Here is a 12997-nt window from a genome sequence, read left to right as displayed (position 1 = left end):
AAGGAGGCGCACGTCGCGCCTCCTTTGTTCGATGTGTTCCGTGTGCTCAGCGCACTGCGGACATTTCCTTGTCCAGCCGGTCGGCCGGCACGGCGCCGGGCAGGCGGCGGCCGTCGGCGAGGAACACCGTGGGCGTGCCGTCGACGTTCATCGCGTGGCCAAGCGCCAGGTTCTTGTCGATCGCGGCGGTGTCGCAGGTGCCGGCGGCGGTGGGCGCCTGATGGTCCTGCATCCACGATTCCCATGCCTTCGCACGGTCCGTCGAACACCAGATCGACTTCGACTTCGCGGTCGAATCGGGCGACAGCACCGGGTACAGGAAGGTATAGATCGTCACGTTATCGATCGACTTCAGCGACGTTTCGAGCTGCTTGCAGTACGGGCAGTTCGGGTCGGAGAACACGGCGATCTTGCGCGCGCCGTTGCCCTTCACGACCTTCACGGCGTTGGCGAACGGCAGGCTCGCGAAATCGATACGGTTGGTTTCCGCGAGGCGCGCTTCAGTCAGATTCTTACGGGTCTTCGCGTCGACCATGTCGCCGAGCATCAGATAGTCGCCGTTCGCGTCGCTATAGACGATCTGCGAGCCGAGGTTCACTTCGTACAGGCCGGCGATCGGCGATTTCGTCACGCTCTTGATCGTCACGTCCGCGAGGCGCGTTTGCAGCGTGGCTTTGAGCTTGTCGGTAGTCTGGTCGGCCTGTGCGGAGCAGCCGATCGTGACGGCTGCGATTGCAAGCGCGGCGGCCGCCACGCGGAAAGTCTTCTTCATGCTGAATTCCTGGGTTCAATCGCGCTACTGCGCGTTTCGTGACGTTCCCGGTCTGACCGGAACGGCGTCCATCCGTTCATGATACCTGCCTGGCCGGCCGCGGCATGCCGGGCCGGGCGCGTCAGCCCAACGCGGCCGACACCAGCCAGCGTTTGATGAACGGCTGCGCACCGACGAAAGCCATGCCGGTATTGCGCAGCGCCTTGGCGAACGGACCGGGAACGGAAAAGAGTTTTTGCAGACCGTCGGTGGCGATCATCAGCGCGCGAATGTCTTCGCGGCGCGCGCGTTCGTAGCGGCGCAGCAGCACCATGTCGCCGAGATCGCGGAACGACTCCTTGCCGGCGACGGTGTCAGCGAGCGCCGCGACGTCGCGCAGGCCGAGGTTCATGCCCTGCCCGGCCAGCGGATGGATCAGATGCGCGGCGTCGCCGACCAGCGCGACGCGTGGCGCCACCAGCCGGTCGACCGTTTGCAGCGCGAGCGGGAAACCTTGCGCGGGCGTCACGCAATCGAGCGCACCGAACTGACCGCCCGTCACGCGTTCCACTTCAGCGGCGAGCTGCGCCGGATCGAGCGCGACCAGTTGCTCTGCGTGCTCGGTGCGCGCCGACCACACCAGCGAGACGTGGCCGTCCGGCATGGGCAGGAGCGCGATGATCTCGCCGTCCTTGAACCATTGATACGCGGTTTCGCTGTGCGGCTTCTCGGCCTTGAAATTGGCGACCACGCCGGTTTGCTTATAGTCGCGCCGGACCATCTTCGAGCCGATCTGCGCGCGCACCCACGAATGCGCGCCGTCTGCGCCGACCACCAGATCGGCTTCGAGCACATTGCCGTTGGCGAGGCCGACGCTGGCGCTGTCAGCGGTGAAGTCCAGCGCCTGGGCGCGCGTGTCGATCCAGGTAAGATTCGGCTGGAAGCGCAGCGCGGCGTCCAGTCCGCGCTCGATCACCGACGACTCGACGATCCACGCGAGTTGCGGCACCGAAGCCTGGAACGCGGAGAAATGCAGTTCGGCGTGCGCGTCACCGTAGACGCGCATGTCGTAGACGGGACCGAGCCGCGTCAGATCGAGCGCCTGCCAGACCCGCAAACGCTCCAGCAGAGCCTGCGAGCTCGACGACAGCGCGTAGACCCGCGAGTCGAAGCTGGCGCCGTGGGGCAGCGCCGCGCAGGGCTGCGCGAGCAGCGCCACGCGCAGTCCGCCTTGCGTCAGCGCCAGCGCCGCGGTCTTGCCGACGAGCCCGCCGCCGATCACGGCGGCATCAAAGGTCTGGTGGTGTGCATTCATCCGCGCATTATAGCCGCGGGGGTTGCGAGGGACGGATCGACGCGCGCGGCGTTTGCGCCCGAACAAGCGCGCCGATACTCGCAGACGACCGTGCGCCGCCAGCGCCGCGTTCGCTTCGCGTAGCCGCGTGAATTCGCGGTCTGAAGACAGGAACGCCATGCGCCTGCCCGGACGGCAAGCGCCGCTCTCCGTCTGCCGCAGCAGTGAGCCGATCCGAACGGGTTACAATTACGCTTTCCGTGAAAACTCGCACCCGGTCGTCGAGCAACGCCCCGATCCGGTGTCTTGTCCCGCTCCGCTGCATTTGTCCGCCACGCCACACGCGAAGGCTTCTCGAATCCTGCATATAGCGTCGAGCGCATCACGCAACTTACTGAATCAATGAAGGATTTCCATGAGCCTCAAATGCGGCATCGTCGGCCTGCCTAACGTCGGCAAGTCCACCCTGTTCAATGCGCTGACCAAGGCGGGCATCGCCGCCGAAAATTACCCGTTCTGCACGATCGAGCCGAACGTCGGCATTGTCGAAGTGCCGGACGCGCGTCTGAAGGCGCTCGCTGAAATCGTCAAGCCGGAACGCATCCTGCCGGCCGTGGTGGAATTCGTCGACATCGCCGGTCTGGTGGCCGGCGCGAGCAAGGGCGAAGGTCTGGGCAACCAGTTTCTCGCCAACATCCGCGAAACGGATGCGATCACGCACGTGGTGCGCTGTTTCGAAGACGAGAACGTGATTCACGTCGCGAACAAGATCGATCCGCTGTCCGATATCGAGGTGATCAACACCGAACTGGCGTTGGCCGACCTCGCGACCGTCGAAAAGGCGCTGGCGCGCTATTCGAAGGCGGCCAAGTCGGGTAACGACAAGGAAGCCATCAAGAACGCCGCCGTGCTGGAAAAAGTGCGCGCGCAGCTCGACCAGGCCAAACCGGTCCGCGCGCTCGACCTGTCCGACGAAGAAAAAGCCACGCTCAAGCCGTTCTGCCTGATCACCGCGAAGCCGACCATGTACGTGGCCAACGTGAAGGAAGACGGTTTCGAGAACAACCCGCATCTGGACGCGGTCACGAAGTTCGCGGCTGCGGAAAACGCGCCGGTCGTCGCCGTGTGCGCCGCGATCGAAGCGGAAATCGCCGACCTCGACGAAGCCGACATGGAAGTGTTCCTCGCCGACATGGGCATGGAAGAGCCGGGCCTGAACCGCGTGATCCGCGCCGGCTTCAAGTTGCTGGGCCTGCAGACCTACTTCACGGCTGGTGTGAAGGAAGTGCGCGCGTGGACGATCCATATCGGCGATACGGCGCCGCAGGCGGCCGGCGCGATTCACACGGACTTCGAGCGCGGCTTCATTCGCGCGCAGACCATCGCGTTCAACGACTACATCACCTACAAGGGTGAACAAGGCGCGAAGGAAGCCGGCAAGATGCGCGCGGAAGGCAAGGAATACGTCGTCCACGACGGCGACGTGATGAACTTCCTGTTCAACGTGTAAGTTTGAGTTTGAAACTCGGCTTCGGCGCGAGGCGGCCACGGGTGGAAACCTGAACGCCGCCATCCGCGCAGCCGGTGACATTGAAAGAGCCCGCTTCGAGCGGGCTCTTTGCTTTACTGCCCGCCACTTGTGCCGGCGCGCCCGCACTGCAGCGGCAACGCGATACCGTTCCTGACGGCCGTCATCTTCGACGGCGAATCCGCGAGCACCGCGTCGATGCCGAGGCACGCCGCCGTGCGGTAATCGTCCGCGTCGTTCACGGCGATCGCAACGATTCGCACGTCCGGCTTCTGCCTGACGCACGCGACCGTGGCAGGCGTCCATAACGTAGCCTGCACGTCCGAGCGCCCTTCGCCCAGCGTGAACTTCTCGACCACCGTCAATGCGCGGTGCAACTCGAACGCGCTCATCGCGTGTTCGGCCGGCGCGTCCACACAACCCTGATTCAGCAGGACGCGCACGAGCCGCCCACGCGTGGCATCGCGCGATTCGAATAGCCGCGCTTGCGGATACGCGGCAAAGCTCCGTTGATAGTCCGCTTCAGTCGAATAGATCGACACGCGCCGCCATGCGTTTTCTTCATCGAGTACGCGCGCGACGGCCAGCGTCTGCGGTTCGGCGGGCAGCGCCTTCATATCGAGGATCACCGGCATGCCAGCCGGCATGATGCGCAGTGCTTCGCGCAGCGTCGGAATGCCCAAAGGGTGATCGCGATACGGATAGCCATCCGCGCGGCGGAACGTCCACCCCGCATTCACGCGCGTGAGTTGAGCCGCCGTATACGCGGACACTGGCCCTTTCGCGTCGGTCAACGCCGACAGATCGCCCGGCCGATAAAGAACCGGCACGCCATCCTTGCTCAACTGCACGGTGAGCCACATCGCGTCGGCGTGATTCGTGATGGACAGGCGAATCGCTTCGAGCGTGTTCTCCGGCGCATCGCCCGTGCCACCGCGATGCGCGATGATCGCCGGCAACGCGCTCACCTGCGTGACGGCATTGTTCGGCGTCACGGGAGGCGTGAGCGAACAACCCGCCAGTAAAAGGCCTGCAATAAAGCTGCCTCCCGTCAATCGTACTGAACTCAGCATCTGGAATCCTGATTAATACCCACCGTGGCGTAACGTACACAAAGCGGGCACACGCGCAACGGACGTCTATCATGCCCGCACGGGAACGGCCGCGTCCACCGAACGAGCTCAGTCCCCGCTCCCACGCAAACTCGCGCATTCATCGCCCACTCAATGGGCATATCAACACCCGCTGTTTCCGTTTTGTGACACCGATGTTAAATTGCGGCATTCGGCGACCGCCAAAAATGGTGCGCGCCGTCCGGCCGCCGACGCCGGACTGTCATCGAACACAACTAGAATCGCGCGATTCGCATCCGCGCCCGTTCCGACACTGGAGACAAATCGATGAGTTTGAAGCCGCTAATCCGTTCTCTTTCCGTTGCCGCCGTATTGAGCGCCGGCCTCACTCAGGCGGCCTGCGCCGCAACTGAAATCCAGTTCTGGCACGGCATGGAAGCCGCGCTGGGCGAACGGCTGAACGACATTGCCAACGCGTTCAACGCGTCGCAAAGCGACTACAAGATCGTGCCGGTGTTCAAAGGCACTTACGACCAGACCCTCGCCGCCGGCATCGCCGCCTATCGCAGCGGCAATGCGCCGGCCATCCTCCAAGTCTACGAAGTCGGCACCGCCACGATGATGCAGGCGAAGAAGGCCGTGATCCCCGTCTCCGAAGTGTTCAAGCAGGCCGGCGTGCCGCTGGATGAAAAGGCCTTCGTGCCGACCATCGCCAGCTATTACAGCGACGCGAAAACGGGCGAGCTGATCTCGATGCCGTTCAACAGTTCGACGCCGGTGCTGTACTACAACAAGGACGCCTTCAAGAAAGCCGGCCTCGATCCGAACCAGCCGCCGAAAACCTGGGCGGAACTGCAGGCCGACGCGCAGAAGCTGAAGGCGTCGGGTATGGCGTGCGGTTATTCGTCGGGCTGGCAGAGCTGGATTCAACTCGAAAACTACAGCGCCTGGCATGGCGCGCCGTTCGCGACGAAGAACAATGGCTTCGACGGCCCGGACGCGCAACTGGAATTCAACAAGCCGCTGCAGGTCGCGCATATCCAGTTCCTGCAGAACATGCAGAAGGACGGCACTTTCACCTACGTCGGCCGCAAGGACGAACCGGTGTCGAAGTTCTATAGCGGCGACTGCGGGATCATCACCAACTCGTCGGGGTCGCTCGCCACGATCAAGAAGTACGCGAAGTTCAGCTTCGGCACCGGCATGATGCCCTACGACGCCAGCGTGAAGGGCGCGCCGCAGAACGCGATCATCGGTGGCGCGAGCCTGTGGGTGCTGTCGGGCAAGGATCCGGCGGTCTACAAGGGCGTGGCGAAATTCCTCTCGTATCTGTCGTCGGCGCCGGTTGCGGCCAAGTGGCATCAGGACACCGGCTATCTACCGGTCACCACCGCCGCTTATCAACTGACGCAGCAACAAGGCTTTTACGAGAAAAATCCGGGCAGCGACACCGCCATCAAGCAGATGCTCAACAAGCCGCCGCTGCCGTACACGAAGGGCTTGCGTCTGGGCAACATGCCGCAGATCCGCACGATCATCGACGAAGAACTCGAACAGGTTTGGGCTCAGAAGAAGACGCCGCAACAGGCGCTCGACGCGTCCGTGTCGCGTGGCGATGAACTGCTGCGACGCTTCGAGAAAGCCGGCAACTGAGCCGGCAACTAAGCGGAAAACTGAGCGAACGAGGTTCCGGCGCGCCCGCGCCGGAACCCGTGGTTGCCGCAAAACCTTGGATATCATCGATGGAAAAGCGCTCCAGCTTCGGCACCAGCCTGCTGCCCTACCTGCTCGTCGCGCCGCAACTCGCGATCACGCTGCTGTTTTTCCTGTGGCCGGCCGGTGAGGCGCTGTGGCAATCCACGCAAAGTCAGGACGCGTTCGGCACGTCGAGCGAGTTCGTCGGGCTCGCCAACTTCAAGCAGCTCTTTGCCGATCCGCTCTACCTGTCGTCGTTCTACACGACGCTGATCTTCTGTGCGCTCGTCACGGTGTCCGGCCTCGTGATCTCGCTGTTGCTCGCAGTCTGCGCCGATCGCGTGACCCGCGGCGCCAAGACCTATCAAACGCTCCTGATCTGGCCGTATGCCGTCGCGCCCGCGATTGCCGCCGTGTTGTGGTCGTTTCTGTTCAACCCGAGCATCGGCCTCGTCACCTACGCGCTGGCCGAGTACGGCATTGTCTGGAATCACGCGCTGAACGCAGGTCAGGCGATGTTCCTCGTGGTGCTCGCGTCCGTCTGGAAACAGGTCAGCTATAACTTTCTGTTCTTCTATGCCGGCTTGCAGGCGATCCCGCGCTCGCTCATCGAAGCGGCGGCGATCGACGGCGCCGGTCCGGTGCGGCGCTTTTTCGGCATCGCACTGCCGCTGCTGTCGCCGACCAGCTTCTTCCTGCTGGTGATCAACATCACCTACGCGTTCTTCGACACCTTCCCGGTGATCGACGCAGCAACCGGCGGCGGCCCCGCGCAATCCACTCGCACGCTGATCTACAAGATCTTCGCCGAAGGTTTTCAGGGGCTCGACATTGGCAGTTCCGGCGCGCAGTCGGTGATCCTGATGGGGATCGTCGTCGCGTTGACGGTCGTGCAATTCCGCTTTATCGAACGCAGGGTTCAATACTCATGATCGAGAACCGCCGCGGTTTCGACCTCTTCTGCCACGCGGTGCTGATTCTCGGCGTCGTGCTGGTGGTGTTTCCGGTCTACGTCGCGTTCTGCGCGGCGACCATGAGCGAGCAACAGGTGTTCAGCGTGCCGCTTTCGCTGGTGCCGAGCACGCATCTGTTCGAGAACATCGCGACGGTCTGGTCGCAAGGCAGCGGCAACGCGGCGGCGCCGTTCGGCCGCATGCTGTTCAACAGCCTCGTGATGGCGCTGGTGATTTCGATCGGCAAGATCGCGGTCTCCATGATCTCCGCTTACGCGATCGTGTTCTTCCGTTTCCCGTTTCGTAATCTCGCGTTCTGGCTGATCTTCATCACGTTGATGCTGCCGGTCGAAGTGCGGATCTTTCCGACCGTGCAGGTCGTGTCGTCGATGCATCTGAGCAATACGTACAGCGGTTTGACATTGCCGCTGATCGCCTCGGCCACCGCGACATTCCTGTTCCGCCAGTTCTTCATGACGCTGCCGGACGAATTGATGGAAGCGGCGCGCATCGACGGCGCGGGCGCCATGCGGTTTTTCTGGGACGTGGTCCTGCCGCTGTCGAAAACGAACATGGCGGCCCTCTTCGTCATCACCTTCATTTACGGCTGGAATCAGTACCTGTGGCCGATTCTGATCACGAGCCAGCAATCGCTGACCACGGCCGTGGTCGGCATAAAAAGCATGATCGCCTCCGGCGACACCGCGACCGAATGGCATCTCGTGATGACCGCGACGCTGCTCGCGATGCTGCCACCGCTCGCCGTCGTGCTGACGATGCAGCGCTGGTTCGTGCGCGGACTCGTGGACGCGGAGAAGTAAGCGGCGCCCGTTTGAGCGAGCTTATTCCGGCATTGAAATAACAACACCGCACGACGCGCGGCAAGCAACGAAAGGCTAAAACGGCATGGCTGCACTGACTCTGCAAGGCGTGAAAAAAACCTACGACGGCAAACAGTTCGTGTTGCACGGCATCGACGTGGACGTCGCCGACGGCGAGTTCGTCGTGATGGTCGGCCCGTCCGGCTGCGGCAAATCGACCTTGCTGCGGATGGTGGCGGGACTGGAGCGCATCTCCGAAGGCAGTATTTCGATCGCCGGCAAAGTGGTCAACCAGCTCGAACCGAAAGATCGCAACATCGCGATGGTGTTCCAGAACTACGCGCTCTATCCGCATATGAGCGTGGCCGAGAACATGGGTTACGCGCTGAAGATCGCGGGCGTGGACCGGGCGCAGATCAGGCAGCGCGTGGACGCCGCCGCGCAGATTCTCGAACTCGAAGCGCTACTGCAACGCAAGCCCCGCGAATTGTCCGGCGGACAACGGCAACGTGTCGCGATGGGCCGCGCTATCGTGCGCGAGCCGGCGGTGTTTCTGTTCGACGAACCGCTGTCGAATCTCGACGCGCGCCTGCGCGTGCAGATGCGGCTCGAAATCCAGCGTCTGCATGCGCGGCTCGCCACCACGAGCCTGTATGTGACGCACGATCAGATCGAAGCGATGACGCTCGCCCAGCGCGTGATCGTGATGAACAAAGGCCACGCCGAGCAGATCGGCGCGCCGACCGAAGTCTATGAGTGGCCCGCCACGGTGTTCGTCGCGAGCTTTATCGGCTCGCCCGGGATGAATCTGCTGGAAGGCCGCGTGTCGGACGACGGCTCCGTTTTCGAAGTGGCGGGCAACGGTCCAAAGCTGCCTTTGACGGGCGTGGCGTCGATCGGCCGCGAAGTCGCCAAAGGGCGCGAGTGGACACTCGGCATTCGTCCGGAACACATGAGCCCGGGTCAGGCGGACGCGCCTCACGCGACGCTCACCGTCGATTCCTGCGAACTGCTCGGCGCGGACAATCTCGCGCACGGCCGCTGGGGCAAGCATGACGTGACGGTGCGCTTGCCGCATGCGCATCGGCCCGCGGCGGGCGAAGCGCTGCACGTGGCGCTGCCCGCGCAACATCTGCATTTCTTCGAACCGGCCAGCGGCAAGCGCGCGAACTGAGGCCTGATAAATCGCCCGAGCAGTCAGAACAACAAGCACTCGAAAGACCATGATGGGCATGACCCGTAAGACCTTGCGATCCTGCGCGGTAGTCGCAGCGCTGCTGTTTAGCGTCTCGTCGGCGTTCGCGTATGTTGCGCCGGGCACGACGCCGGACGAAGCGAACCTCAGCAATCACAACACCTACACCAATCGCGACGGCAACACCGTGCACGCGCCGGCCCGCTCGTTATCCGGCAAGGCGCCGGAAGGCGCCACGGCACGTTGCCGCGACGGCACCTACAGCTTTAGCCGCCACCGCAGCGGCACGTGTTCGCGCCACGGCGGCGTGGCGGATTGGCTCTGAGCATCCGGGCGGGACCTGGCCGAACGGACACCCACTGCCGTGCCCTGCCCCTGCCGAAGTACAATGCCATTTGAAGAACCCGCCCGCGCGCGGGGTGTCGCGAAGTTCGACGCCACGCTCCAAGCCGCGCCGGCCGGCGCCGGGCGCTCTGCCCGGCCATAACACCGATTACCCATCCACCCACGACTGCCCGCCCCCTCGCGGCCGGCGTCGTCAACGTCTATTGCAAGCAAATGGCCCAATACGTTTTCACCATGAACCGGGTCGGCAAGATCGTGCCGCCCAAGCGTCAAATCCTCAAGGACATCTCGCTGTCGTTCTTTCCCGGCGCGAAGATCGGCCTGCTCGGCCTGAACGGCTCGGGCAAGTCGACGCTGATCCGCATCATGGCCGGTGTGGACAAGGACATCGAAGGCGAAGCCACGCCGATGCCGAACCTGAACATCGGCTATCTGCCGCAGGAACCGCAACTCGATCCGAACAAGACGGTGCGTGAAGCGGTCGAGGAAGGTCTCGGCGATGTATTCGGCGCGCAAAAGAAACTGGACGAAATCTACGCGGCCTACGCCGAACCTGACGCCGACTTCGACGCGCTCGCCGCCGAACAGGCGAAGTACGAAGCGATCCTCGCCACCACCGACGGCAGCGCTGAGCAGCAAATCGAAATCGCTGCCGACGCGCTGCGCCTGCCGGCCTGGGACGCAAAGATCGAGCATCTTTCGGGTGGCGAAAAGCGCCGCGTCGCGCTGTGCAAGCTCCTGCTCGAAAAGCCGGACATGCTGTTGCTGGATGAGCCGACCAACCACCTGGACGCGGAATCGGTCGACTGGCTGGAACAGTTCCTCACGCGCTTCCCGGGCACCGTGGTCGCCGTGACTCACGATCGCTACTTCCTCGATAACGCCGCCGAGTGGATTCTCGAACTCGACCGCGGCCACGGCATTCCCTGGAAGGGCAACTACAGCAGCTGGCTCGATCAGAAGGAAGAGCGGCTGAAGCAGGAGGAATCGTCGGAATCGGCGCGTCAGAAGGCCATCAAGAAGGAACTGGAGTGGGTGCGCCAGAACCCGAAGGGCCGTCAGGCGAAGTCGAAGGCGCGTATCGCCCGCTTCGAGGAACTGAACAGCCAGGACTATCAGAAGCGCAATGAAACGCAGGAAATCTTCATTCCGGTCGGCGACCGTCTCGGCAATGAAGTGATCGAGTTCAAGAACGTCAGCAAGTCGTATGGCGACCGCCTGCTGCTCGACAACGTCAGCTTCAAGATTCCGGCTGGCGCGATCGTCGGCATCATCGGACCGAACGGCGCGGGTAAGTCCACGCTGTTCCGCATGCTGACCGGCCGCGAACAGCCGGATTCGGGCGAGATCGTGCAAGGCCCGACCGTCAAGCTCGCATACGTGGATCAAAGCCGCGACGCGCTGGACGGCTCCAAAACCGTGTTTGAGGAAATCTCCGGCGGTGCGGACGTGCTGACGGTCGGCAAGTATGAAACGCCGTCGCGTGCGTATATCGGGCGCTTCAACTTCAAGGGCGGCGATCAGCAGAAGATCGTCGGCAATCTGTCGGGCGGCGAGCGAGGCCGGCTGCACCTGGCCAAGACGCTGATCGCGGGCGGCAACGTGCTGCTGCTCGACGAACCGTCGAACGATCTCGACGTCGAAACGCTGCGCGCGCTGGAAGACGCGTTGCTCGAGTTCGCAGGCTCCGTGCTGGTGATCTCGCACGATCGCTGGTTCCTCGACCGGATCGCCACGCACATTCTCGCGTTCGAAGGCGATTCGCAAGTCACGTTCTTCGACGGCAATTACCAGGAATACGAAGCCGACAAGCGCGCGCGTCTGGGTGAAGAAGGTGCGCGTCCGAAGCGTCTGCGTTACAAGCCGATCGCGCGATAAGCTCGAACCCGGGCGGCCTGCTCGTCGGCTGGGCTGACGCGCGGGCCGCCTCGACGGCCGCGCTCTTGCGTGCGCGCGAGCCCACGTGTGCTCGCGCGGGCGAATTTTGCGGCGCCGCGTAGCAGGTGCCGCGAACACCTGGCGTCGCCGAGATGAGCAGCAGGGCACACAGCTTGCGTACCGTGGCGTGATACGTGTCATCGCGGCAGAGTGCGTGTGGTCCGCCGCGATGGTCCAATTCAGACGCGCGCCCGCCCGACGAGCGCAACGGCCGATCACTGCCACACCGCCCGGAACGCGGTGACGAGGAGGTAAGCATGACGATGTCGAGAGGCAAGCGCTGGGTCGTCGCCGTAGGCGGCGTGCTGCTGGTGCTAATCGTCGTCGTGGTCGGCGCCTTGCAGTTCGCGCAACGCGAGGTCAAGGAGCGCGTGATCGCGGCGCTCGGGCCACTGGGCAGCGCCGAAACCATCGACGTCGGCCTGACGTCCGTCCGTCTCACCAACGTTCTTCTCAAAGCGCCTCCCGGCTGGCCGGCCGGCGATCCGCTCAGAGCGGACGAAATCACCCTCACGCCCGACATTCGCGATCTGATCGCGCGGCGCATGCATGTCCGCAGCGTGGTGGTGCGCGGCTTCGATATCGCCGTGCTGCGCACCAAGGACGGTGCGATTCGCCTGATGCCGAATCTGCGGCAAACGGTGAACCAGGCCGAAATCGACGCCAGCGGCGCGACGGTGCCCATTCCTCGCGAAAAGCAGGTCGATCACATCCGTTTCGAACAGGGCAACTTCCACTTCTACGACATGACGGTCGGTCCACCGGCGTTCAAGGTGACGGTCAGCAATGCCAACGCAACCGTCGACAATCTGCGCCTGCCCGCCCTCACCGAGCCGACCAGCGTCAATGTCACGGGTTCGATTAAAGGTCCCACACACACGGGCAGCGTGTCGTTCGGCGGCTGGATCAAGATCGCCAGCAAGGATTCACAGACCACCAGCAAACTGCGAGGCGTCGACGTCGTGATGCTCGATCCGTACCTGATCAAGAAGGCCGGCGCCAAGGCGCAAGTGGCTAGCGGCACGGTCGACCTGACCGTCGAATCGACGGTGCGCAACTATCAGTTGCACGCACCCGGAACGTTGACGGTCCACAATCTGCAACTCGCCGACAGCGGCAATCCGCTCGACACCTTCATGTCGATTCCGACCAAAGCCGCCGTCGCCGCGCTCAAGACGCACAACGGCGACATCACGCTACATTTCGTTCTGGATGGGAATTTGCGCGACCCGAAATTCTCGGTACAGCAAGGCCTGATGCAGCGCATTGGCACCGGCTTTGCGAAGGCGCTAGGCGTGAGCGTCGAGGATGTGGCGAAAGGCGCGGGACAAACCGTGAAAGGTCTGGGTAACGCGTTGAAGAGTCTACTTGGCCAGTAAGTCAGTCAGCCGGGGCGCAACGCGC

The 12997-nt window shown here is 63.3% G+C and carries 11 protein-coding genes; 8 read left to right on the top strand and 3 right to left on the bottom strand.

From position 1 onward, the window contains the following. Positions 1–46 precede the first annotated feature (46 nt). Positions 47–772 carry a DsbC family protein gene (locus tag P0D68_RS28865; RefSeq protein ID WP_091798709.1) on the bottom strand — a complete coding sequence of 242 codons (726 nt, stop codon included), beginning with the start codon at positions 770–772 and terminating at the stop codon, positions 47–49. Between the two features lie 121 nt (positions 773–893). Continuing rightward, positions 894–2066: a UbiH/UbiF family hydroxylase gene (locus tag P0D68_RS28860; RefSeq protein ID WP_408187524.1), complete on the bottom strand. Its 1173-nt coding sequence runs from the start codon at positions 2064–2066 to the stop codon at positions 894–896. A gap of 394 nt (positions 2067–2460) precedes the next feature. On the opposite strand from P0D68_RS28860, the gene ychF reads away from it, so the two are divergent. Beyond that, a complete protein-coding gene (gene ychF, locus P0D68_RS28855) occupies positions 2461–3555 on the top strand; it encodes a redox-regulated ATPase YchF (protein WP_091798706.1) in 1095 nt (364 codons plus the stop codon). A gap of 113 nt (positions 3556–3668) precedes the next feature. On the opposite strand, the gene P0D68_RS28850 is transcribed toward ychF, so the two are convergent. Then, on the bottom strand, positions 3669–4646 hold the full coding sequence (locus P0D68_RS28850) for a glycerophosphodiester phosphodiesterase family protein (protein ID WP_408301952.1): 978 nt from the start codon (positions 4644–4646) through the stop codon (positions 3669–3671). Between the two features lie 327 nt (positions 4647–4973). Here P0D68_RS28850 and ugpB point away from each other — a divergent pair, with 327 nt between their 5' ends. The 7 genes from ugpB to P0D68_RS28815 all read left to right on the top strand — a co-directional run bounded on the left by ugpB (position 4974) and on the right by P0D68_RS28815 (position 12972). Beyond that, the gene (gene ugpB, locus P0D68_RS28845; RefSeq protein ID WP_408301950.1) at positions 4974–6299 is read left to right on the top strand and encodes a sn-glycerol-3-phosphate ABC transporter substrate-binding protein UgpB; all 1326 of its coding nucleotides are present in this window, start codon (positions 4974–4976) and stop codon (positions 6297–6299) included. Between the two features lie 89 nt (positions 6300–6388). Next, on the top strand, positions 6389–7273 hold the full coding sequence (gene ugpA, locus P0D68_RS28840) for a sn-glycerol-3-phosphate ABC transporter permease UgpA (RefSeq protein ID WP_408301948.1): 885 nt from the start codon (positions 6389–6391) through the stop codon (positions 7271–7273). After that, positions 7270–8115: a sn-glycerol-3-phosphate ABC transporter permease UgpE gene (gene ugpE, locus P0D68_RS28835; RefSeq protein WP_091798694.1), complete on the top strand. Its 846-nt coding sequence runs from the start codon at positions 7270–7272 to the stop codon at positions 8113–8115. Before ugpA ends, ugpE begins: the two co-directional genes overlap by 4 nt. Before the next feature lie 85 nt (positions 8116–8200). Continuing rightward, positions 8201–9289 (top strand): sn-glycerol-3-phosphate import ATP-binding protein UgpC, encoded by a 1089-nt coding sequence (locus P0D68_RS28830; protein ID WP_408301946.1) that lies wholly within the window; start codon positions 8201–8203, stop codon positions 9287–9289. A 49-nt stretch (positions 9290–9338) separates the two neighbouring features. Further along, on the top strand, positions 9339–9635 hold the full coding sequence (locus P0D68_RS28825; protein WP_408185676.1) for a DUF3761 domain-containing protein: 297 nt from the start codon (positions 9339–9341) through the stop codon (positions 9633–9635). A 233-nt stretch (positions 9636–9868) separates the two neighbouring features. After that, on the top strand, positions 9869–11533 hold the full coding sequence (ettA, locus tag P0D68_RS28820; RefSeq protein ID WP_091798685.1) for an energy-dependent translational throttle protein EttA: 1665 nt from the start codon (positions 9869–9871) through the stop codon (positions 11531–11533). Positions 11534–11850: 317 nt separating this feature from the next. After that, complete coding sequence (locus P0D68_RS28815) at positions 11851–12972, top strand: DUF748 domain-containing protein (protein ID WP_408301944.1); 1122 nt, start codon at positions 11851–11853, stop codon at positions 12970–12972. Positions 12973–12997 lie beyond the last annotated feature (25 nt).

This window comes from Paraburkholderia sp. RL17-380-BIE-A, assembly GCF_046028085.1.
Lineage (GTDB): Bacteria > Pseudomonadota > Gammaproteobacteria > Burkholderiales > Burkholderiaceae > Paraburkholderia.
This window is presented reverse-complemented; position numbering and strand designations above follow the sequence as displayed.

Bases quoted from the DNA above. Each gene is read 5' to 3' on its own strand.
- ugpE (WP_091798694.1), top strand. From the start codon at position 7,270: ATGATCGAGAACCGCCGCGGTTTCGACCTCTTCTGCCACGCGGTGCTG.
- ychF (WP_091798706.1), top strand. From the start codon at position 2,461: ATGAGCCTCAAATGCGGCATCGTCGGCCTGCCTAACGTCGGCAAGTCC.
- P0D68_RS28865 (WP_091798709.1), bottom strand. From the start codon at position 772: ATGAAGAAGACTTTCCGCGTGGCGGCCGCCGCGCTTGCAATCGCAGCC.
- P0D68_RS28830 (WP_408301946.1), top strand. From the start codon at position 8,201: ATGGCTGCACTGACTCTGCAAGGCGTGAAAAAAACCTACGACGGCAAA.
- ugpA (WP_408301948.1), top strand. From the start codon at position 6,389: ATGGAAAAGCGCTCCAGCTTCGGCACCAGCCTGCTGCCCTACCTGCTC.
- ettA (WP_091798685.1), top strand. From the start codon at position 9,869: ATGGCCCAATACGTTTTCACCATGAACCGGGTCGGCAAGATCGTGCCG.
- P0D68_RS28815 (WP_408301944.1), top strand. From the start codon at position 11,851: ATGACGATGTCGAGAGGCAAGCGCTGGGTCGTCGCCGTAGGCGGCGTG.
- P0D68_RS28825 (WP_408185676.1), top strand. From the start codon at position 9,339: ATGATGGGCATGACCCGTAAGACCTTGCGATCCTGCGCGGTAGTCGCA.
- P0D68_RS28860 (WP_408187524.1), bottom strand. From the start codon at position 2,066: ATGAATGCACACCACCAGACCTTTGATGCCGCCGTGATCGGCGGCGGG.
- ugpB (WP_408301950.1), top strand. From the start codon at position 4,974: ATGAGTTTGAAGCCGCTAATCCGTTCTCTTTCCGTTGCCGCCGTATTG.
- P0D68_RS28850 (WP_408301952.1), bottom strand. From the start codon at position 4,646: ATGCTGAGTTCAGTACGATTGACGGGAGGCAGCTTTATTGCAGGCCTT.